We start from the raw sequence: 21,544 nt of genomic DNA on the forward strand, positions 1-21,544 counted from the left end.
ACACGTTCCGACCTGTGCGAATGCGAGACTGGCCGACGGATGACCACGCACCGAGGGCGACATGGAGGCGGACGATGGACGAGACGCGGGCCCGGGAGGTACTGGCCGCGGCGGGGGTGCTGCCCGGTCCGGCGCGGGACGCGGCTCTCCTCGCCCTGGGCGAGAACGCCGTCTTCGCCGCCGGTGACCTGGTCGTCAAGGTGGGCCGCGACGCGGAACTCCTGGACCGGGCCCGGCGCGAACTGGACATCGCGCTGTGGCTGGCGAAGACGGGCGTACCGGCGGTCCGGGCGGCCGAGCCCGAGCCGCTGCTGGTCGAGGGACACCCGGTGACGGTGTGGCACCGCCTGCCCGATCCGGTACGCCCCGCGGAACCCCGAGATTTGGCCGGACTCCTACGGGTCGTACACGCCCTGCCCACGCCGCCCTTCCCCTTGCCGCCGCGCGACCTGCTCGGCGGAGTGGAACGCTGGCTGCGGCTCGCGGGCGACGCGATCGATCCGGCGGACGCGGCGTATCTGCGCGAGCGGCGGGACGGTTTCGCGGAGGCGGCGGGCTTTTTGACGCCGCGATGGCCGGTGGGCCCGATCCATGGCGACGCCCTGCCCCGGAATGTGCACGTCGGTCCCGAGGGGCCTGTCCTGGTCGATCTGGAGACCTTCTCCTCCGACTTCCGCGAGCACGACTTGGTCGTCATGGCCCTCTCCCGCGACCGGTACGGGTTGCCTGCGGCGGCCTATGAGTCGTTCGTCTCCGTGTACGGCTGGGATGTGCGGGAGTGGGAGGGCTGCTCGGTGCTGCGGGGGGCTCGGGAGACGGCCAGTTGTGCGTGGGTGGCTCAGCATGCGCCGAGCAATCCGCAGGCGTTGGAGGAGTTCCGGCGGCGGGTGGCTTCGCTGCGGGAGGGGGATCCGACGGTGCGGTGGTATTCGTTCTGAGCCTAGGGGGTGTTTTGAAAGTCCTGTGCGGTGCCCGCGGTGTTCGGTGCGTGCCCTCGGCGTGCCGGACGAAGGCCCTCGTACTGGACGTACTTGGGTCTTTGGCCGGTGCGGCGAGGGTGCGTGCCGGGCGCCGTGGGTGCTGTGCGGGACTTTCAAAACACCCCCTAGGGGGCTTGGATCGACCTTGCCGCTCTGCGCAGTTCCTTCAGTACCGTGCGGACCGCCTTTCTTGCCGTTCGCTCCGGGCGGTAGAGGGCGTCGATGGTGCGTCTCGCCTGGACTCCGCTGAGGGGTCTCAGGGTCAGGGCCGGGTGGGGGCGCATGGTCCAGCGGGGCATCAGGGCGATGCCTCCTCCCGCGGCCACCGCCTCCGCCACCACAGCGAACTCGTTGATGCGGTGGGCGAGATGGAGCCGGCGGCCGGCCGCCGCGGCGATCGCGTCGATCGTCGCCATCACCGGGAAGCCGTCGTGGACGGTGATCCAGGGTTCGTCGGCCACGTCGCGCGGCGTGACGCGGCGCTTGACGGCCAGGCGGTGGTCCGCGGGCATGGCCACGTCCAGCGGTTCGCGCAGCAGCGTGGTCACCGAGACCGAGTCCGGCCAGGGCCGGGCATGGTCCAGGCGGTGGGCGAGGACGATGTCGTACTCCCTGGTCAGGCGGGGGAAGTCCTCCTGCGGTACGTCCTCGTCGGCGAGCCTCGGCACCGGCTTGCCCGGACCGGCGAGGGCGCGCAGCAGGAGCGGGAAGAACGAGCCGCCCGCGCTGTGGAACGCCGCCACCGACACCTCCCCGTCCGGCCGCCCCACGAACTCCTCGACACTGCCCCGGGCCCGCGCCAGCGCCGTCTCCACCTCCACGGCCGCGCCCGCCAGCGCCTGTCCGGCGTCGGTCAGCACCAGCCGCCTGCCCTGCCGCTCGGTGAGCGGTACCGGGATCGCCCGCTGGAGCAGCCGGAGCTGCTGGGAGATCGCCGACGGCGTCACCAGCAGCGCGTCGGCGACGGCCGTGACACTTCCCAGTTCACCGAGCTCACGCAGGATCCGCAGCTGCCGTTCGTCCATCCCCTCAGTGTAGGAACTCGATGTAGGAGCACTAAAAGATCCTTTTAGAAACTGGCACTGGGCTTCAGAGACGGTCCGGTGCACCGTAGGCACGTGTCCGACGTCCGCCGTACCGATGCGGTACTCCTCCTTGTCGCGATCGTCTGGGGATCGAGCTATCTCTCCGCCCAGACGGCCACCGCCGCCCTGCCCGTCCTGCTGGTGCTCTTCGCCCGCTATGCCCTGTCCGCGCTCGCCTGTCTCGGCCTCGTCCTGTCCCGACGGGGCTCTCGCCGGTGGACCCGGGACGAGCTGCGCGCCGGGGTGCCGCTGGGCCTGACGCAGGCGGCGGTGCTCGTCGTGGAGACGTACGGCGTCGCCCACACCACCGCCGCCAACGCCGGGCTCATCATCAGCCTGACCATCGTGCTCACCCCCCTCCTCGACCGCGCGGGGCGCTCCGGCGGACTGCCGCCCGCCTTCTACGCCGCCACCGGCGTGTGTGTCCTCGCCGTGGCCCTGCTGATGTCCGGCAACGGCTTCCACGCACCCCGTCCCGGCGACCTGCTGATGCTCGGCGCGGCGCTGGTGCGGGCCGGACATGTCGTCCTGGTCGCACGGCTCACCGTCGGCCGGGCGATCCGCCCGCTCCAGCTGACGACGGTGCAGACCCTCGTCGGCACGGCCCTGTTCCTGCCCGCCCTCGCCGGGTCCGGGCTGCCGACTTTGGCCCGCGCCGACTCGGAGACCTGGACCCAGCTGGTGTATCTGGCCCTGTTCTGCAGCGTGTTCGCCTTTCTGGCGCAGACGTGGGCCGTGCAGCGCACCTCCGCGAGCCGGGCCAGCCTGCTCCTGGGCACCGAGCCGCTGTGGGCGGTGGCGGCGGGCATCGCCCTCGGCGGCGAGCATCTCGCCGTGCTCACCGCAGTGGGCGCCGCCCTGATGGTCACCGGCACGTACTGGGGTCAGGCGGTGGAGCGCACCCACCGCACGGCTCCCGCCGGCCACACACCGGATCACCACCCCGCAAAGGAACCCGCAAAGGAACCCGTATGCCGGACCACGACACTCACCAGCGGCTGATCTCCCTTCTCGACGCTTCCTCCGTCTCCTATCAACTCCTCGACCACGAACCCGGGGGCGCCACCGAAGCCGTCTGCGCGCTGCGCGGTCACCCCGCCTCCGAGGCCGCGAAGTGCATCGTGCTCCGGGTCAAGGTCGACCGCCGCACCACCCGGCATGTCCTCGCGGTCGTCCCCGGCGACCGCCGGGTGGACCTGGATGCGGTCCGGGAGCTGTACGCGGCGCGTTACGTCGGCTTCAGCGACGCGGAGACCGCCGAGCGCCTGGCCCGCTCGGTCCCCGGGACGGTCCTCCCCTTCAGCTTCGACCCCGAGCTCGAAGTCGTCGCCGATCCCGAGGTGGTGGCCCAGCCGAAGCTGTACTTCAACGCGGCGCGGCTGGACCGGTCGCTGCTGATGTCGGGCGCCGACTACGCCCTGCTGGCGAACCCGCGCGTGGAACGCATCGCCGGCCCACCCGCCCAGGAGACCGCTGAGAATCTTGAAAACCCGCCCGACTTGCACCGGATTACCCCGATCGACTTTTGCGGGCGAACCTGGGCGATCGGGGCGGCCCAAGCAAGATCTTCAGGACACTTCTAGGCCCGGAACGGAACGTTCAGACCGTCTCGTCCGCCGGCTCCCGCAGCGGCCATATGCCGTCCACCACCGCCGCCGGATCGCCCTTGCGGCGCAGGAAGTCCTGGAAGTCCGCCGCCCATTCGGCGTACCACTGGATCTGGCGGAGGTGCAGTTCCGCCGGGCCGAGGGACGCGATCTTGGGGTGGCGGTCGGCTATCGCGCAGGCGAGCCGGGCCGCGGCGAGGGCGTCGGCCGAGGCGTCATGGGCGGAGTCGAGCGGGACGCCGTACTCCGCGCAGACTGCCTCCAGGTTGCGCTTGCCGCGGCGGTAGCGGTCGACCCAGCGGTCGATGGTGTACGGGTCGACGACGGGGGCGGGGTCCACACCGCCCAGTCGGTCGCGCAGCGACGGCAGTCCGTACCGCCGCAGTTCGGCGGAGAGCAGGCTCAGGTCGAACGCGGCGTTGTAGGCGACGACCGGGACGCCCGTCTTCCAGTAGCCCGCCAGGACGTCCGCGATGGCGTCCGCCACCTGGTCGGCGGGGCGGCCCTCGGTGGCCGCGCGTTCGTTGCTGATCCCGTGCACCGCCACCGCGTCCGCCGGGATCTCCACGCCCGGGTCCGCCAGCCACTCCCGGCGTCCCAGCGCCTGTCCGCCCCCGACCTCGATCACGGCCCCTGTGACGATGCGCGCCTCGGACGGATCCGTCCCGGTCGTCTCCAGGTCGAATCCGATCAGCAGCTCACGGTGCCAGCCCATGGGCGGTCCCCCTTCTTGGTGGTGCTTTCCCCCAGTGGTCTCCACCTTCCCATGAGCCACTGACAATCAGAGGAGCGCATTCCGCTTAGCCGGTCGGGCACTTCGGACAGACGGCCCGAAATGCCCGCACGACTCAGGACACCGGCCGCGAATCCGCCCATGCCACCTCGAACTCCTCGCGGTATGTCGGAAAGAGCCCGCTGTCATCCACATCGCCCGACTTGACCACCCGGTTCCCGCCGCGCAGCACCAGCACCGGCGCCTCCATGCCGCGCGTCCGGCGCAGATAGGACTGCAGGACCGCGATGCCGTCCGAGCCGTCGCCGTCGACCAGGTAGGCCGTGAAGCGCGGCGTCTCGTCGTAGACCTGGATCTCGAAGGCGCCGGGGTCGCGCAGCCGGGAGCGGACCCGGCGCATGTGCAGGATGTTCATCTCGACCGAGCGGCTCAACTCACCGCGCTTGATGCCCAGTTCCCGCTCCCGCCGCTTCACCGCGCTGGAGGCCGGGTTCAGGAACAGCAGCCGCACCCGGCAGCCCGACTCGGCGAGACGCACCAGCCGCCGGCCGGAGAAGTTCTGCACGAGCAGATTGAGACCGATACCGATGGCGTCGAGGCGGCGGGCCCCGCCGAAGATGTCCTCGGCCGGAAACTGCCGCAGCAGCCGCACCCGATCGGGGTGCACGGCCACGACATCGCCGTACCGGTCGCCGACCAGATCCTCGACCGCGTCGACGGGCAGCCGGCGCGCGGACGGTACGTCGCCGCCCGCGCCGAGGATCTCCAGCAGCCGCGCCGAGGCCCGTTCGGCCTGACCGAGCACCGCCTCGGACAGCGCACGGTTGCGGGAGACGACGTTCCGGGTCACCTCCAGCTCGTCCAGGGCGAGTTCGACGTCCCGGCGCTCGTCGATATAGGGCTCGAAGCACGGCCAGTGCTGCACCATCAGCTCGCGCAGCTGCGGCAGCGTCAGAAAGCTGAGGACGTTGTCGTCGGCCGGGTCGAGCAAGTAGCCCTTGCGGCGGCTGACTTCGCGTACCGCGACCGCGCGCTGCACCCACTCCTGTCCGGCGGGTCCGGCCGCGGCCACCACCCACTCGTCGCCGTGGACGGGTTCGTAGACGGGACGCAGAACAGCGGCCACGACCGCGCGCAGCCGTTGTTCGACGAGGTTCAGCCAGATGTAGGCCCGGCCGGCCCGCTGAGCGCGGGTCCGTACCTCGTGCCAGGCGTCGGCGTCCCAGTCCAGTTCCGGTCCGATGGCACCGGCGTCCATGGGGCGCGCCAAGGACACCGTGCCGGGCGGGACGTCTGTGGAGTTCCCCTCGTGACCCTCGTCACCAGGGGGCAGCTCCAGCCCTCCCGAGCCCACCCGCGCACCGCCTTCCGCTCCCCCGAGCACTCCCCGTGTCAACGATCAAGGAAGGGTACTCCGGGACCGGTCGGCGGTGCAGCCGGATGGACAGGTCGTTTCTCAACTGCCCCAGCCGGGCATCCCGTTCGTCCCGGCGAGCTCGGCCGGAGTGAGCGGATTCATAGCGGTGACGTCACGCGGGACGATCGACAGACCCTGCCGGTGGACCGGCATCGGCTGCTGGTCCTCGTCCCTGGCTATGTGGTGGAAGCCCACGTTCACCCAGATCACCGGGTTCTTCAGGGTTTCCCCTTCGACCCACTTGTCGACCGAGTCGGGGTGCTGCCCGGTACCGCAGTCGAGCGGATTGCCGCTCGCGTACTGCTCGCACTTCTTGTACTGCGTGAAGTACATGTCGTGCTTGGTGAATCCGCGGCCGGAGTACTTGGCGTTGGGGCCGGGCACGAGCTCGTAGGAGCGCGGGTGGCCGTCCTTGTTCTTGCCGGTCGCGCTGACCACGCGCCACGAGCGCATGTTCTTGGCGTCGCCCGCGAGTTCCTTGGTGACCTTGGTGCGGGTGGTCTTGTTGGTGGGCGCGCGGTCACCCGGGGCCCTGCGGGCTGACCTTCGCGTCGTACTGCTCGATACGGCCCTTGGAGGAGCCGTCCAGACCGAAGTTGAGCCGCCAGAACACGTTGTGGCTGTGGCTGAGGACCTTGGCGCTCGGGCCCTTGCCTATCGGCCAGCCCCGGCCGTCGGCCGCGTCGTAGTCCTGCGGGGCGAGGCTGCCGGTGGCACCGACGTTCATGTGGATGGTGCCGTCGTCCTGGAAGCGCCACTCGGTGATGTACTCGTACCAGCTGACCTTGTTGACGGCGTAGACGAGCAGGTCCCTGCCCTGTTTTTGGTACAGCTTCTCGGCGCCGTTCAGCGGCTGGTTGAGCATGCGGTACGCGTGCCCACGCGCGCGTGTCGTGGTGCACAGGCCCTTGACGTCACGGGTGTCGGTGGACTCGGGCGCCCGGACCTTGACGGTCCTGATGGTGCCGCCCGGGCACTCGCCCGCTGCCAGGTTCTGCAGACCGTCCCCGAAGAAGTAGGTCGTCAGATCCTCGTACTCCTCCGAGCCGTCGTCGTAGGGAACGTGGATCTGGGCGAGCTTGGAGCTGTTGAGCACCTTGATCGGCTTGGCCTCGCCGGGCGGCTGGTAGGTGATGTCCTTCAGGATCATCCCGGCCATGGGCTCCTGGCGCCAGCACATGCGCCAGGTCGTGCCGTTGGAGAGCTTCTGCTCGATACGGAAGGCCGCGCTGCAGTCGGGGGCGGCGGCCTGGGCCGCCTCGGGCTGGGCGGCGGCCGGTCCAGCGCCCGCGGCCGCGCCCGCCGTCAGTCCGGCCACGGCGAAGGCGGCCAGGGCCGTCCGTGTGCGGGCACGGCGCACTCTGTCGACGCGCATGAAGACATGACTCCCTTGCACAAGGAGTGAGGTAGGAAAGGTGAACCGATCAGCGGTCGAGCTCGGCGACCGCGCGGGCGCTCAGGTCGATCACCAGATGCCGCATGTCGATCCACGGCCCGTTGAGGGCGTTCGGGAACAGCCGCGCACAGCGGTGCTCGCCGCACTTGTCGAGTGCGGCCGGCTGGGCGCCCGGAGCGCCCCGGATGACCATGGAGTCGAGCTCCAGCTGGTCCGGGGAGGTGAGCTCCTTGCCGATGCCGTCCTTGTAGTCGGCCTTCAGACCCGCGCTGAGCGGGCTGGCCAGAAGGATCTTCGCGGCCTCGGTGTTCTCGGTGCGGGTGAGCGGCGGCTGAACGTCGCGCCGGGTGCCGGTCTGCTCGACCTTGCCGGTGTCGAGGTTCACGGTCTTGGTGACGAGCGTGTCGTCCTTGTAGTCATAGACCATCACGTCGGCACGCCGGGGCGCGTTCCGGTCGTCGAGCTCGTCGGCCTCGGGCTCGGCCAGGTCGATGACGAGTCGCTGCGGGCCGCGGTCCCCGTCGACATCCTCGCTGGATCTGAACAGCTGCCGGTTGAGGGCGATCCGCTCGACCCGGGCCAGCTCGTCGTCGGTGAGCGGGTCGCGCCCGGTGCCCTTGTCGCCCTCGGCCGGGGCCTGCTGGACGACGCCGGGCTCGACGGCCTGGTCCTGGCCCCGGCCCTGCGCCTGTCCGTCGGCGGCCTGCTGGGCGCCCGCGTTCGTGCCTCCCGTTTCGTCGGCCCCCGCCGTGCCCGGCAGGGTGACCGCGACCATCGCCGCGGTCCCGGCCAGCGCTATGGCCACACCCGCCACCCCTTGCCCAGATGGCGGCGCACTGCCTCGCGCACGTCTTTCCCCCTACTCCCCCTGGGTCCCCGGGAGTATTCGATTGCCCCACTGGTTCGGCATACCGGGTATGCCTGGTCGATCGGTAAGAGGGTCGTAAGTCATAGGTGGTTCCATCACTTTCGGGGAGACTCGAAGCCAAGGCGCCCCCGACGGCGCGGTCCACCTGAAAGAGTCGTGTGCATGCAGGTCTGGCCTGGAGAGGCGTATCCACTCGGTGCCACCTACGACGGCGCCGGCACGAATTTCGCGGTCTTCACGGAGTCCGCGAACCGAGTAGAGCTGTGTCTGCTGCACGACGACGGCTCGGAGACGGCGGTGGAACTACGGGAGAGCGACGCGTTCGTGCGGCACGCGTACGTGCCGGGCGTCATGCCGGGACAGCGGTACGGATTCCGGGTGCACGGGCCGTACGCCCCCGAGCGGGGGCTGCGCTGCAACTCCGCCAAGCTGCTCCTCGATCCGTACGCGAAGGCGGTCAGCGGCTCCATCCGCTGGGGCGAGGAGGTGTACGGCTACCACTTCGACGCGCCCGACGAGCGCAACGACCTGGACTCGGCGCCGCACACCATGTCGTCGGTCGTGGTGAACCCGTACTTCGACTGGGGCGACGACCGGCGCCCGCGCACCGAGTACCACCACACGGTGATCTACGAGGCCCATGTCAAGGGCCTCAGCATGCGGCACCCCGGACTGCCCGAGGAACTGCGTGGCACCTACGCGGCGCTCGCACACCCGGCGCTCATCGAGCACCTGACCGAACTGGGCGTGACGGCGCTGGAGCTGATGCCCGTACACCAGTTCGTGAACGACCACCGTCTGGTGGACATGGGCCTGAACAACTACTGGGGCTACAACACGATCGGCTTCTTCGCCCCGCACAACGCGTACGCGTCCTGGGGTGACCGCGGCCAGCAGGTCCTGGAGTTCAAGTCGGCGGTGAAGGCGCTGCACGAGGCCGGGATCGAGGTGATCCTGGACGTCGTCTACAACCACACCGCCGAGGGGAACCACCTGGGCCCGACGCTGTCCTTCCGGGGCCTGGACAACCTCTCCTACTACCGGCTCACCGACGACCGCCGCTACTACATGGACACCACGGGCACCGGCAACTCCCTGCTCATGCGGTCCCCGCACGTCCTTCAGCTGATCATGGACTCGCTGCGGTACTGGGTCACCGAGATGCATGTCGACGGCTTCCGGTTCGACCTCGCGGCGACCCTGGCCCGGCAGTTCCACGAGGTGGACCGGCTGTCGTCGTTCTTCGACCTGGTGCAGCAGGACCCGGTGGTCTCCCAGGTGAAGCTGATCGCCGAGCCCTGGGACGTGGGCGAGGGCGGCTACCAGGTGGGCAACTTCCCGCCGCTGTGGACGGAGTGGAACGGCAAGTACCGCGACACCGTGCGGGACATGTGGCGCGGCGAGCCGCGCACGCTCGCGGAGTTCGCCTCCCGGCTGACCGGCTCCTCCGATCTGTACCAGGACGACGGGCGGCGCCCGCTGGCCTCCATCAACTTCGTCACCTGCCACGACGGCTTCACCCTGCACGACCTGGTCTCGTACAACCACAAGCACAACCAGGCCAACGGCGAGGACAACCGCGACGGCGAGAGCCACAACCGGTCCTGGAACTGCGGCGCGGAGGGCGAGACCGACGACCCGGCCGTGCTGGAGCTGCGGGCCCGCCAGATCCGTAACTTCATCGCGACGCTGATGCTCTCCCAGGGCGTGCCGATGATCAGCCACGGCGACGAGTTCGCGCGCACCCAGAAGGGCAACAACAACGCCTACTGCCAGGACAGCGAGCTGGCCTGGCTGCAGTGGCCGGATCCCGAGGAGGAGGGCGGCAGCGAGCTGCTGGACTTCACGCGCGCGATGGTGTGGCTGCGCCGGGACCATCCGGTCCTCCGCAGGCGCCGCTTCTTCCACGGGCGGCCGGTGGAGGGCACGCACGACGACCTGTCGGACATCGCCTGGTTCACTCCGCAGGGCAAGGAGATGACCCAGCGGGACTGGAACTCGGCGCAGGCGTCCGCGCTGACGGTGTTCCTCAACGGCAACGCGATCTCCGAGCCCGGCTCGCGCGGGGAGCGCATCACCGACGACTCGTTCCTGCTGATGTTCAACGCCGCGCCGAAGACCCTCGACTTCGTCGTGCCGGTCAACCACGGCCGTCAGTGGCAGGTGGTCGTGGACACCGCGCGCGTGGACGGCGTTCCGCCGGGCACGGGCCCCAAGGTGCAGGCCGGGGACCGGGTGACGCTGGTGGACCGCAGCCTGGTCGTGCTCCAGCGGCCCGTCTAGGGGCGGGTGTTCACGGGCACGCGCGCGTGGCCTTTCGAGGCGTACGACCCCCCGCGCGCGGTCAGCGCGAGGGCGCAGGCAAGGGCGGCGGCCAGGCTCGCCGCCCCGAAGGCCGCGGCGGGGCCGTACGTCTCGGCGAGCCGCCCTGTGACGGCGACCGCCAGGGCCTGGCCGCCGACCAGGGCGCTGGTCGCCATGGCCATCGCCTCGGCCAGCCGTCCCGGCGGCACCACCCGTTCGGTGAGTCCGAACACCGTGATCAGGTGCGGTGCGTAGGCGACGCCAAGGACGGTGACGGCCGCGTACAGCCCGGCGAGGCTGCCCGTCCACAGCAGGGGCAGCGAGAGCGCGAACGCCGACGCCGTGGCCGCCCGCCACCGCGCCGTGAGCCCCACACGCGCGGGTACGGCGGCAATGGCGAGCCCCGCGACGGCGCTCATGACGCCCATCGCGGCGTACACAAGGCCAGCCTGCTCCGGCCGCCCCAACCGCTCCGTGAGCGCGGTGATGCCGGCCTGGCAGGCGCCGAACATAGCCCCTTGGAGGGCGAGGGCGACGCGCAGGGAATGGACGGCACGGGGCATGCGAGCGGGGGCTTCTGGGCGGGATGCCCGCCTCTGGGCCGCCGGGCGGGGCGCGGGTGCATGGGCCGCCGCGCGGGGCACGGGTGCATGGGCCGCCGCGCGGGGCACGGGTGCGTGGCCCTCCGGGCGGGGCACGGGTGCGTGGCCCTCCGGGCGGGGCACGGGTGCGTGGCCCGCCGCGCGGGGCACGGGTGCATGGCCCTCCGCGAGAGGAACGGGTCCGTGGGCCTCCGCGCGGGCAGTGCGTCCGTGGGCTGTTGCGCGGCCCAGGAACCCCCTCAGTCCCTCGCCGCCCTCGCCGCCCTCGCCGCCCTCGCCGCCCGGGATAATTGCACGGCCACCGACCGTGGCGGCCACTGGACGGCCACCGTCCGCCGGGACCGCTGCCAGGCCCCCGCCCGTCGGCCGGGTGGCCACGGCTGTGGGGTGGAGGGCGAAGCCGCTGCCGCACAGGGCCACCAGGAGGGCGGCGGCGAGCAGGGCGTGTGCGGGGTGGGCCAGGACCGCGGCGAGGCCGACCAGGGCGGGGCCCAGCACGAAGGAGATCTCGTCCAGGGTGCTCTCGAAGGAGAGTGCCGCGCCGACCACCGGCTCGGGCGCCCTCTCCCGTCGGGCCAGGGCCACCAGCCGGGCCCGGGCCAGGGGGCCGATCAGCGGCACGCTCGCGCCCGCGCAAGCGCCGAGGAGCGCGAGCAAGGGCGTGCCGAGCCCGGCGAGCGCCCCGGCCACGAGCGCGGTGATCGCGAGGGCGTTGGCGAGGGAGAAGGCGAGTACGACCGTGCGCTGCCCGTGCCGGTCCGCGAGCCGGCCCACCAGCGGACCGCAGAACACCTGCCCGATGGCCAGCGCACCGCCGGTCAGTCCGGCGGCGGCGAGGGAGCCGCTCGTCCGGGCGACCAGCAGCACACTGCCGAACTGGATGGTGGCCGTCGGCAGCCGCCCCAGGAACGACACGCCCGGCAGCAGCGGCCCGGTCAGACCGATCACCTCGCGGTACGTGTCCCGTATGCCGCCGTGCCCGAGAGATCCCATCGCTCGAAGCTAGCCACGCGTGCGGGGGCACGTGGAGAGGACGATGACACGAAGGGCGGCAGGGCGGGTACGTACGTTTCCATGACACCTGAGCGACCTGACCCGGTGGCGCCCACGGCCACGTACCGGCTGCAGCTGCAGCCCGAGTTCCCGTTCGCTGCCGCGGCCGAGGCGGTGCCGTATCTGGCCTCGCTCGGCGTCTCGCATCTGCATCTCTCCCCCGTGCTGGAGGCGGTGCCCGGCTCGACGCACGGCTACGACGTCGTCGACCCCGCGCGTGTGCGTGCGGAACTGGGCGGCGAGGAAGGGCTGCGCGCGCTGGCACGCACCGCGCGGGACCACGGCCTCGGCCTGATCGTGGACATCGTGCCCAACCACATGGCCATGGCACCCCGTCACAACCGCGCCCTGTGGGAGGTGCTGCGCGAGGGCCCCAAGTCGCCGTACGCGCGCTGGTTCGACATCGACTGGGAGGCACAGGGCGGGCAGGTGCTGCTGCCGGTGCTCGGCGGTCCGCTCGGCCATGAGCTCGGCCGCCTGGAGATCGACGGCGGCGTCCTGCGCTACTACGACCAGACGTTCCCGCTGCGCGAGGGCACCGAGGAACTGCCGCTGCCCCAGCTCCTGGACGCCCAGTGGTACCGCCTCGCGTGGTGGCGGCTGGCCCGGACCGAGCTGAACTACCGCCGGTTCTTCAGCATCTCGGAACTGATCGGGGTGCGGGTGGAGGACCCGGAGGTGTTCGAGGCCACCCACGACAAGATCCTCGCGCTGCTGCACGAGGGAGTGATCGACGGGCTGCGCGTCGACCATCCCGACGGCCTCGCCGACCCCGACGCGTATCTGCGGCGGCTGCACGAGGCGACCGGGGGCCGCTGGACGGTCGTGGAGAAGATCCTGTCGGACGGCGAGCAGCTGCCCGCCGCCTGGCCCGTCGCCGGCACCACCGGCTACGACGCGCTGCGGCACATCGACGGCCTCTTCACGGACCCGGCGGGATGCGGGGAACTCCTCGGCCAGTACCGGCGGCTCGCGGCCCCGCAGACGGACCGGGGCGGCCAGTGGGAGGCGACGGTGCGGCGGGCCGCGTACAAGGTGCTCACGCACGAGCTGGCCGCGGAGACCGAGCGGCTGACCCGGGTGGCCGACCGGGTGTGCGCCACCTCGCCGGAGACCGCGCTGCGCGACCGCGCGCCCTGGGCGCTGCGCACCGCGCTCCAGGAGCTGCTGGTCCGTCTTGAGGTCTACCGGCCCTACACCTCCGGCGACCCGGCCGCCGTGGTCACCGAGGAGGCGGCGGCCGAGGCGCGGCACGCCTTCGTCGTCCCCGAGGAGGCCGGCGCGGTCGACGTCGTACGCGATCTGGTGCTCGGGCGGGCCGGGGACGGTCCCGACCACACCGAGTTCCGTACCCGCTTCGCGCAGACGGCGTCGGCGCTGCGGGCCAAGTCAGTGGAGGACACGGCGTTCTACCGCTATGTGCCGCTGCTGTCGGCGACCGAGGTGGGCGGGAACCCGGGCAGTCCCGCGATGTCACCGGAGGACTTCCACGCGTACTGCGCGCGCGTGCAGCGCGACTGGCCGGCGACGGGGACGGTCGTGTCGACGCACGACACCAAGCGCAGCGCCGATGTACGGGCCGCGCTGGCGGTGCTCACCGAGTGCCCGGAGCGCTGGGCGGATGTCCTGGCCGAGGTGACCCGAACCGGCGAGGGGGTGCCGGACGCGCAACTGGCGTGGGCCGCCTGGCAGACGGTGTTCGGGCTCGGTCCCGCGGACCCGGAGCGGGTGCGGGGGGCCCTGCTGAAGCATGTACGCGAGGCCGGGCTGTTCACGAGCTGGACGGAGCAGGAACCGCCGTACGAGGAGGCGGTGGCGGCCTTCGTCGAGGCGGGGCCCTGCGGCCCCCCTGGCGCCCACGTGGCCGACCTGCGTAGCCGGCTGGAACCGCACATCCGGGCCAACGTGCTGGGCATCGCGCTGGTCCATCTGACGATGCCGGGGGTGCCGGACGTGTACCAGGGCACGGAGGGCGAGTACCGGGCCTTGGTGGACCCGGACAACCGGCGGCCCGTGCGCTTCCCGCCCCTGGACGCCGACGAGAAGAACACGCTGACCGCGGCGGCGCTGCGGCTGCGCGCACGCCGGCCGGCCGCCTTCGGTGAGGCGGCGACGTACACGCCGCTGATCGCGGAGGGCCCGGCGGCGGCGCACTGTGTGGCGTTCGCCCGCTCGCAGGAGGTGGTCACCGCGGTGACCCGGCTGTCGCTGCGGCTGGCGGAGGCGGGCGGCTGGCGGGAGACGCGGCTGGAGCTGCCCCCGGGCCGGTGGGCCGACGTCCTGGCGCCGGAGCGGGAGTTCACGGGGCACGCGCGCGTGGAGGAGCTCTTCGAGCGGCTACCGGTGGTGCTGCTGGAGCGGGTCTGAGGGCGCGCCCACGCCCGCCGTGCGCCGCGGGGCGGGCCCTGCGACCGGCTCGTGCCCGCGTGTGCTCCCGGTGCTCGCGCCCGGCGACCGGCGCGTGGTGACGAGGGCCCCCGCTCCGGTCCGCACCGGGGCTCGCGCACCCCGTTCCCCTCCCACGACTCCCGCTGGCACCAACAGCTCTGCCTGCTGGCGGTGAATGCCTCTGGGCGCCCCCTGGAGCCTCCCCCCGTGTGACCTTGACAGTGCACTGCGGCCGTGGGGTACTGCGGATTGCGAAGCCGGGCGGATGTGACGGGGGTGAGTCTCCTGCCGGAGCTGCGCTACCCCACGGTGACCGAAGTCGTCTCGGCGGCCCGGGCGTTGGCGGCACAACGACCGGGTCTGTGCACCCTGCGGCAGGTGGGTGTCTCGCGAGCCGGCCGTCCCCTCCATCTGCTGTCGGTGGGCCGTGCGAGGCCCGCCGTGCTGGTTGTGGCGGGCGCCCACGCCAACGAACCGACCGGCGGCCCCACACTTCTCGCGCTCGCCGAACGCGTCCTGCGCGAACGGGCGTTGCGGGCCGACACCTCCTGGCACTTCCTGCTGTGCGCCGACCCGGACGGGGCCAGCCTGCACGTCACCCCGGCGCCCCGCAGCCTGTTCGACTACCACCTGGGCTTCTTCCGGCCGGCGGGTCCCGAGCAGCCGGAGTGGTCGCCCGCCGTGCTGCCGCCCGACCGGCTGCCGCCGGAGACCCGCGCCCTGACCGGGGTCATCGACGAACTGCGCCCCTACCTCCAGGCGACCCTGCACGGCACCGATCTGGGCGGCAGCTGGGTGCAGTTGACGAAGGACCTGCCCGGGCTCGCCGAGCCGTTCGCCAAGTCGGCGGCGGAGCTGAACATCCCGGTGGAGACGGGTGCCTCGGACGCCGCGGGCTGGCCCGCGTCCGGGCCCGGCGTGCATGTGATGCCGGCGCCGGGGGCGGGAGCGGCGTACCCGAGCATGCCCGACGACGCCCGGCACAGCACCTGGCACCACGTCCACCGGTACGGCGGTCTGACGGCGGTCGTGGAGGTGCCGATGTGGGCGAGTGACCTGGTCGACGACCCCGTACCGCATCCGGCGCCGGCGGCGGCGATGCGGCGGCTCGCGGGCCGGCTGATACGGGACGCGCTGGAGGTGGAGCGGGTGCTCACCGAGGTGCTGCCCCGTCTGGACGGCGTCGACGGGCCCCTGCTGCGGGCCTCGCGGTGGGCGCTGGAGCTGGTGCCGGGGCTGGCGGCGGACTGGACGCACACGGTCCCGGCGGACAACACGCGCGCGTATATCGGCAGTGTGGACGCCTTCGGGCGCCGGCTGCCGCTGCGGTCGGCCGCCATGCTGCTGCGGGTGCTGCAGGAGGCCGAGGACCGTGCGGCGCCGGCCCTGGAACGGCTCGTGGCGTCCTGGAGCAGTTCCTTCGAGCGACGGTTCCGGGCCCGCTGGGTGCCCTTGGAGCACCAGATCGAGCACCAGTCCCGCACGGTCGTCGCGGCGGCCCTGCACGCGCGTGACCGGGCGGCGTGAACCGCCACGCGCGCGTGCAGCGCTCGCAGCCTGTCAGTCGTCCAGGGCGAACACCGCCCCCGTCCGCGCCTCCATCTCGCAGGCGTTGCCGAAGGTCCCCCGGTACTCGATCGGGCGGCCGTTCCACTGGCCGCTCGCCTTGGCGGACACGGGGGCGTAGATCATCGGGCAGACCGTGTCCTTCGGCGTCATGCGGTCGATGTCGCCGTCGACGGCGGCCAGTTCGGCGCAGGCCTCGGCAGCGCTCGTGTGGCCTTGTGGCGGGTTGCACATCAGCAGCGTGCCGCGGGTGTCGCTGGACTGGGCGTTCCCCGTGGTGAGCGTGAGGTAGAGCCAGTTGCCCGGGAGGGTCTCCCGCTCGGCGGCCTGCGCCGGAACCGTCGCGAGGACGAGGAGCGAGGCGGCCGCAAGCAGGGCGCCCCGGACACCGGCCCGTCCCGCCTTCACTGTGGTGGAGTGTGTCATTCCCGATGCATCGGCACCGCGGCCTCGGAACCCCACCCCGGCTCACCCGAACGGGAACGCGCGCGTGTGTGCCGCGAGGCCAGGTCGAACGCGGCGAGCACCACTCGGGACTGGTATTCGACCTGGCGTGCGACCGGTATCCACCGTGCCCCGCAGCCGTCGCGGTAGTCGGCGCACCACAGGTCGATGAGCCGGTCCAGCTCCGGCAGCACACCGGCCGGGTCGTGGCCCGCGCCGGTCACCAGCCGGTGCAGCAGCCCCGCGGTGCGCAGCGCCAGCCGCCGCCCGGCGATGCGCAGGGTGGCCAGGTGGGCTGTGCTGAGCAGGGGCAGCGGCTGGGCGTCGGCCGTGACCATGTCGGGGTCCCACGCGTCGGCGAGGCCGGGACAGACCAGTAAATAGTCGTCGACCGGGGCGAGGAGCTGCGCGGTGTCGCGGGTGGCGGGCAGATGGTGGCGGAGGCGGGCGAGAAGCCGTGCCAGGAGCCGGGAGTCGTGCCGCAGGGCCCGGCTGATCGTGCGCAGGACAGTGGCCGCGTCGGCAGGGGTGGTGTCGTCCTCCACAGCGGCCACGCCCCACATGGGTGCCTCCACCACCGCCGTCACCGTGCCGTAGCGGTAGGGGTGGAACCACGTCGACTCCACGGCGGCCTCGGTGATGGCCGCGGCGAGGTCGCCCCGGCGTGGCGGCGGGATCCGGTAGACGGCGGGACCGAGACGCGGCCAGTACAGGGTGTCGTACGGGCCGAGTTCGCGGGGGATGCCGAGGCGGGCCGCGGTGTGCGCGAGGCGGCGCGGGAAGCCGGGCAGGTCGTGGGTGAGCTCGACGAAGCCGCCGCCGACGTCGACGCCGTGCAGCGAGCACTGGAGGAAGGGCCGCAGTTCGTCCTGGAGGGCGAGCAGGGCGCGGGTCTCGGGCAGCGTGGCCTGCTCCGCGCCGTCGGGCAGCCATTCGGGCTGTTCCAGAAAGCCGGGGCGGAAGAAGTTCCGGAAGTAGCGGCCGAGGGTGTACGGGCCCTGCAGCCAGCCCTCGTTGCGGCGCAGGCCGTCGGGGTCGAGGCAGAGCAGGAGGTTCCAGGTGGCGTCGGCGTCCTCGTGGCGGCGGGGGTCGGCGAGGACGCGTTCGGCGAGCCGGAGGGCGGTGGCACCGCCCACGGGTTCATTGGCGTGCGGTCCCGCGACGACGAGGGCATGGCGGCTGCCGTGGCCGACGGACAGCAGCCACAGGGGACTGCCCGCGCGGGAGGTTCCGACACGGCGCAGCCGCGCGTCCGAGGGATGGCGGGTGACGAACGCGGCCGCCCGGGCGCCCAGTTCGTCGGCGCTCGGGTAGCGGAGGAGTGGCAGCAGGGCGCACCTCCGCGAGCCGGTGCCGTCGATTCACCTGATGTGCATGGGGTACGCACAGTCAGTCACGACTTCGACGGGTACGTCAACACCCGCGCATGCACAGGGATTTCCCCCACCGCACCCCGTAAAGCCAAGGCCAGAGCTAAGGTTCGGCTCAGTTCACGGCGAGCCGGAACGCCAGCTGCCCGAAGCCGACCTGATCGCCCTCGCGGACGACGGCCGCCCCGATGACCCGTCGGCCGTTCACCGTCGTGCCGTTGGTCGAGCCGAGGTCCCGCAGTACCCACATACCGCCGTGGCGGGTCAGTTCGGCGTGCACGCGCGAGACCGTCTCGTGGGTCAGACGCAGACCGTTGGCGGGGTCGCGGCCGATGCGCAGCGGGTGGCCGCCGCCGGGGTGGGGCAGCAGCAGTTTGGGCAGCCGCTCGGCCTGCCAGGCCCTGCGCAGCCGTACACCGAACCCGGAGACCGCCTCGACCGTGCCGAAGAGCAGCCGGGAGAACCGGTTCTCCTGGGGCAGGTCGGCGGTGAGGACGAGCAGTTCGTCGGCGCGGCGGGCGGCGAGGGCCAGCTCCATGCGCCGGATGAACGTGTCATGCGAGAGACGGCCCATGGCGACGCCGTCACGGAGCACCTTCAGCGCCTTGTCGCGCTCCGCGTCGGAGAGCCGCGCGGGGTACGTGTTGAATTCGAATGACGACGTCACGCTCGTGATTGTCGGACAGCCGGGCCGGAGTGTCCAGAAAACCGGAAAACACCCGCCACGCGTGCGTACCCCACGACACCCGCCGCAAAAGGGAAGATTCAAAAGCGGATTGATCTCGTTTGAAGCACCATGGACGGGCTACATCACGGTGAGCAGACGAAGGGGAACCGTCCGTGCAGTTCGAGGTGTGGGCACCGCAGGCCGGCCGTGTGACGCTCCATTACGGGGACGCCACGCGCGCGTTGGAGCGCGATCCGGAGCGAGAGGGCTGGTGGCAGGGGGAGGCGGACGCGGAGGACGGCACCCGGTACGGCTACGCGCTGGACGACGGGCCGGTGCTGCCCGACCCGCGCTCACGCCGCCAGCCGGACGGACCCGACGGGCGCAGCGCCGTCGTGGACCACGGGCGCTACACCTGGCGCGCCGAATGGGCCGGGCGTCCGCTGCCGGGCGCGGTCCTCTACGAGCTGCACGTGGGCACGTACACCCGCGAGGGCACCCTGGACGCGGCCGCCGAGCGGCTGGGGCATCTCGTCGAACTCGGCGTCACTCACATCGAGTTGATGCCGGTGTGCCCCTTCCCGGGCCGGCACGGCTGGGGGTACGAGGGGGTGTCGCTGTGGGCGGTGCACGAGCCCTACGGCGGCCCCGAGGCGCTGAAACGGTTTGTCGACCGGGCGCATGAACTCGGCCTCGGTGTGGTCCTCGACGTGGTGCACAACCACCTCGGCCCCTCGGGCAACTATCTGCCCGCCTTCGGGCCGTACTTCACCGAGACCCACCACACGCCCTGGGGCGCCGCCGTCAACCTGGACGCGCCCGGCTCCGACGATGTGCGCGACTACCTCGTGGGCAGCGCGCTGGCGTGGCTGCGCGACTACCGGATCGACGGGCTGCGCCTGGACGCGGTGCACGCGCTGCGGGACACGCGCGCGTGCCACTTCCTGGAGGAGCTGTCGACGGCGGTGGACTCGCTGGCGGCCGAGCTGGACCTGCCGCTGTTCCTGATCGCCGAGTCCGACCTGAACGACCCCCGGATCATCACCCCGCGCGAGGAGGGCGGGCTCGGGCTCCAGGCACAGTGGAACGACGATTTCCATCACGCCCTGCACGCCGCGCTGACGGGCGAGTCCCAGGGCTACTACGCCGACTTCGGGCGCTCCCCCTTCGCCGCCGTCGCCAAGACCCTTACCGGCGGGTACTTCCACGACGGCACGTACTCCAGCTTCCGGGGCCGGCGCCACGGGCGGGCGCTGGACCGCTCGCGGGTGGCCGGGCACCGGCTGCTGGGCTACAGCCAGACCCACGACCAGGTCGGCAACCGCGCCCAGGGCGACCGGCCGGCGGCCACCCTCTCCCCCGGCCTGCTGGCCTGCGCGGCCACGCTGACCCTGACCGCGCCCTTCACGCCCATGCTGTTCATGGGCGAGGAGTGGGCGGCGGCAACGCCCTGGCAGTTCTTCACCGACCACACCGACCCCGAACTCGCCGAGGCGGTACGGCGCGGCAGACGCCGGGAGTTCGCCGCGCACGGCTGGGCCGAGGAGGACGTACCCGATCCGCAGGATCCGGCGACCCGGGACCGCTCCTGTCTGGACTGGTCCGAGCCCGAGCGTGAACCCCACGCGCGGGTGCTGGCCTGGTACCGCCGGCTGATCGCCCTGCGGCACGAGCAGCCGGACCTCACCGACCCCGACCTCGCCGACACCAAGGTCGCCCACGACGAGCAGCAGCGCTGGCTCGCCTTCCGGCGCGGGGACGTACGCGTGGCCGTCAACCTCGCCAAGGAACCGGCCCGGATCCCGCTGGGGCCCCGTCACGCGCGCGTACTGGCCGCGTGGGAGCCCGTGGAGGGGCCGGGCGAGGACGGGGTGCTGCGCCTGCCCGGGGAGTCGTGTGTGGTGCTGCTCCAGGAGTGAGCCCTAGGGGGTGTTTTGAAAGTCCCGCACAGCACCCACGGCGCCCGGCACGCACCCTCGCCGCACCGGCCAAAGACCCAAGTACGTCCAGTACGAGGGCCTTCGTCCGGCACGCCGAGGGCACGCACCGAACACCGCGGGCACCGCACAGGACTTTCAAAACACCCCCTAGGACTCCTCGTCCCGCAGCTCGGTCACCCGCTCCAGCAGGATCGCCTCCCAGGCCAGCTCCAGTTGCCGCCGCAGGAGTGGCAGGGAGGCGCGGGGCGTGCCGTCGAGGGCGTCGGCCAGGTGGACGACGGTGTCGCAGCGGGCCAGCCACAGGCCGCGCAGACAGGGGCGGGCGCCATAGCCGGCGAGGGTGGCGGCGCGGACGGCGGCCGGGGAGCCGACGGCGCGGGCGAGACCCGCGATGTCCTCGGCCGGGTCGCCGACCACGGTGTCGGTCCAGCCGAGCACGGCGCGCACCCGGCCGTCGGCGCTGACCACCAGGTGCTCGCCGGTCAGGCCGTGGTGGACGAGGACGGCGCCGGCGGACTGGGCGGCGAGCTGGACCGCGGCCGGCTGGGTGAGCTGGTGCATCCGGGCGGGATCGAACTCGTCGGCCGCGGCGAGGCGCCCTGCCGCGCGTTCGGCACGGCGCCGCAGCGCTTCCAGGGAGCGCGGTCCGGTGCGCGGCACGCCGAGCGCTTCGGCCTGCCGCAGGGGGACCTCGCGCAGCCCGGTGAGCAGTCCGGCCAGGTCGGCCTCGCCAAGGGCGGACACGTCGTGCTCCTGGGCCGAGCCGCCGGGCACCTTGGTGTCCAGCGTGTAGGTCAGCCCGGCCGCCCACTCGCCGTGCGCGACGCTCGTCGGCACGGCGACCGGGAGGTGAGGGCGGACGAGGTCGCGCAGCCGCAGCTCGCGGCGCTGCCGGACGGCGGTCTCACGGTCGGGGGCGAGGCGCAGCACATGGCGGGCGCCGACCCACCAGGTGACGGGCTCGGCGCCCTCGGCGACGGGCCGGACCTCGGGTCCTGCGGTGTCGTCCGCACCGTCCTTGAGCAGGGAACGGACCAGTCGGCGGACGGTGTCCGCGGTGGGTGTCGGTGCCTGGGTCATGGGTCGCGCCGTCTGTCACTAGAGGGGTGCTGGGACTCCTGGGG

The 21,544-nt window shown here is 72.3% G+C and carries 14 protein-coding genes and 3 pseudogenes; 7 read left to right on the plus strand and 10 right to left on the minus strand.

Features of this window, described 5'->3' with window-relative positions; genetic code table 11:
* The first annotated feature begins 74 nt into the window (after positions 1–74).
* Positions 75–938 (plus strand): aminoglycoside phosphotransferase family protein, encoded by an 864-nt coding sequence (locus tag RMT89_RS03310; protein ID WP_315882380.1) that lies wholly within the window; start codon positions 75–77, stop codon positions 936–938.
* Positions 939–1,105: 167 nt separating this feature from the next.
* Here RMT89_RS03310 and RMT89_RS03315 read toward each other — a convergent pair whose 3' ends face one another.
* On the minus strand, positions 1,106–2,005 hold the full coding sequence (locus RMT89_RS03315) for a LysR family transcriptional regulator (protein ID WP_315882381.1): 900 nt from the start codon (positions 2,003–2,005) through the stop codon (positions 1,106–1,108).
* 93 nt (positions 2,006–2,098) lie between these two features.
* On the opposite strand from RMT89_RS03315, the gene RMT89_RS03320 reads away from it, so the two are divergent.
* Together RMT89_RS03320 and RMT89_RS03325 are read left to right on the plus strand one after the other, a co-directional pair.
* Entirely contained in the window at positions 2,099–3,067 is a 969-nt protein-coding gene (locus RMT89_RS03320; RefSeq protein WP_315882382.1) for a DMT family transporter, read from the plus strand.
* A pseudogene (locus RMT89_RS03325) lies at positions 3,037–3,534 on the plus strand (YbaK/EbsC family protein); the annotation flags it as partial. The gene RMT89_RS03320 and the pseudogene RMT89_RS03325, both read left to right, overlap by 31 nt.
* 130 nt (positions 3,535–3,664) lie before the next feature.
* Here RMT89_RS03325 and RMT89_RS03330 read toward each other — a convergent pair.
* From RMT89_RS03330 to RMT89_RS03345, 4 genes and pseudogenes are all read right to left on the minus strand, one after another.
* Complete coding sequence (locus tag RMT89_RS03330) at positions 3,665–4,387, minus strand: 3'-5' exonuclease (protein ID WP_315882383.1); 723 nt, start codon at positions 4,385–4,387, stop codon at positions 3,665–3,667.
* Between the two features lie 133 nt (positions 4,388–4,520).
* Entirely contained in the window at positions 4,521–5,759 is a 1,239-nt protein-coding gene (locus RMT89_RS03335; protein WP_315882523.1) for an SAV2148 family HEPN domain-containing protein, read from the minus strand.
* A gap of 102 nt (positions 5,760–5,861) precedes the next feature.
* Positions 5,862–7,197 (minus strand): annotated as a pseudogene (locus RMT89_RS03340) (copper amine oxidase).
* Between the two features lie 49 nt (positions 7,198–7,246).
* Positions 7,247–8,067: pseudogene (locus RMT89_RS03345) on the minus strand (Tat pathway signal sequence domain protein).
* A 181-nt stretch (positions 8,068–8,248) separates the two neighbouring features.
* On the opposite strand from RMT89_RS03345, the gene glgX reads away from it, so the two are divergent.
* Positions 8,249–10,369: a glycogen debranching protein GlgX gene (gene glgX, locus RMT89_RS03350; protein ID WP_315882384.1), complete on the plus strand. Its 2,121-nt coding sequence runs from the start codon at positions 8,249–8,251 to the stop codon at positions 10,367–10,369.
* Here glgX and RMT89_RS03355 read toward each other — a convergent pair.
* A complete protein-coding gene (locus tag RMT89_RS03355) occupies positions 10,366–11,985 on the minus strand; it encodes an MFS transporter (protein WP_315882385.1) in 1,620 nt (539 codons plus the stop codon). The genes glgX and RMT89_RS03355 overlap by 4 nt on opposite strands.
* An 81-nt stretch (positions 11,986–12,066) precedes the next feature.
* On the opposite strand from RMT89_RS03355, the gene treY reads away from it, so the two are divergent.
* Both treY and RMT89_RS03365 read left to right on the plus strand, forming a co-directional pair.
* The gene (treY, locus tag RMT89_RS03360; RefSeq protein WP_315882386.1) at positions 12,067–14,412 is read left to right on the plus strand and encodes a malto-oligosyltrehalose synthase; all 2,346 of its coding nucleotides are present in this window, start codon (positions 12,067–12,069) and stop codon (positions 14,410–14,412) included.
* Positions 14,413–14,709: 297 nt separating this feature from the next.
* Positions 14,710–15,960: a M14 family zinc carboxypeptidase gene (locus RMT89_RS03365; protein WP_315882387.1), complete on the plus strand. Its 1,251-nt coding sequence runs from the start codon at positions 14,710–14,712 to the stop codon at positions 15,958–15,960.
* Between the two features lie 33 nt (positions 15,961–15,993).
* Here the strand turns inward: RMT89_RS03365 and RMT89_RS03370 are convergent, their stop codons facing one another.
* From RMT89_RS03370 to RMT89_RS03380, 3 genes are all read right to left on the minus strand, one after another.
* Complete coding sequence (locus RMT89_RS03370) at positions 15,994–16,425, minus strand: SSI family serine proteinase inhibitor (RefSeq protein ID WP_315882388.1); 432 nt, start codon at positions 16,423–16,425, stop codon at positions 15,994–15,996.
* Positions 16,422–17,738 (minus strand): M14 family zinc carboxypeptidase, encoded by a 1,317-nt coding sequence (locus RMT89_RS03375; protein WP_315882524.1) that lies wholly within the window; start codon positions 17,736–17,738, stop codon positions 16,422–16,424. Before RMT89_RS03375 ends, RMT89_RS03370 begins: the two co-directional genes overlap by 4 nt.
* Positions 17,739–17,928: 190 nt before the next feature.
* Positions 17,929–18,480: a DUF1707 and FHA domain-containing protein gene (locus RMT89_RS03380; RefSeq protein ID WP_315882389.1), complete on the minus strand. Its 552-nt coding sequence runs from the start codon at positions 18,478–18,480 to the stop codon at positions 17,929–17,931.
* A 173-nt stretch (positions 18,481–18,653) separates the two neighbouring features.
* On the opposite strand from RMT89_RS03380, the gene treZ reads away from it, so the two are divergent.
* Positions 18,654–20,399, plus strand: a complete 1,746-nt coding sequence (gene treZ, locus RMT89_RS03385) for a malto-oligosyltrehalose trehalohydrolase (protein ID WP_315882390.1) — start codon at positions 18,654–18,656, stop codon at positions 20,397–20,399.
* A gap of 168 nt (positions 20,400–20,567) precedes the next feature.
* Here the strand turns inward: treZ and RMT89_RS03390 are convergent, their stop codons facing one another.
* On the minus strand, positions 20,568–21,500 hold the full coding sequence (locus RMT89_RS03390) for an aminoglycoside phosphotransferase family protein (protein ID WP_315882391.1): 933 nt from the start codon (positions 21,498–21,500) through the stop codon (positions 20,568–20,570).
* Between the last annotated feature and the right edge of the window lie 44 nt (positions 21,501–21,544).

This window comes from Streptomyces sp. P17 (assembly GCF_032436805.1).
In the GTDB taxonomy this organism is placed as follows: Bacteria; Actinomycetota; Actinomycetes; order Streptomycetales; family Streptomycetaceae; genus Streptomyces.

Coding starts and splice junctions, on each gene's coding strand:
- RMT89_RS03310 (WP_315882380.1), top strand. CDS start 75: ATGGACGAGACGCGGGCCCGGGAGGTACTGGCCGCGGCGGGGGTGCTG.
- RMT89_RS03315 (WP_315882381.1), bottom strand. CDS start 2,005: ATGGACGAACGGCAGCTGCGGATCCTGCGTGAGCTCGGTGAACTGGGA.
- RMT89_RS03330 (WP_315882383.1), bottom strand. CDS start 4,387: ATGGGCTGGCACCGTGAGCTGCTGATCGGATTCGACCTGGAGACGACC.
- glgX (WP_315882384.1), top strand. CDS start 8,249: ATGCAGGTCTGGCCTGGAGAGGCGTATCCACTCGGTGCCACCTACGAC.
- RMT89_RS03355 (WP_315882385.1), bottom strand. CDS start 11,985: ATGGGATCTCTCGGGCACGGCGGCATACGGGACACGTACCGCGAGGTG.
- treY (WP_315882386.1), top strand. CDS start 12,067: ATGACACCTGAGCGACCTGACCCGGTGGCGCCCACGGCCACGTACCGG.
- RMT89_RS03370 (WP_315882388.1), bottom strand. CDS start 16,425: ATGACACACTCCACCACAGTGAAGGCGGGACGGGCCGGTGTCCGGGGC.
- RMT89_RS03390 (WP_315882391.1), bottom strand. CDS start 21,500: ATGACCCAGGCACCGACACCCACCGCGGACACCGTCCGCCGACTGGTC.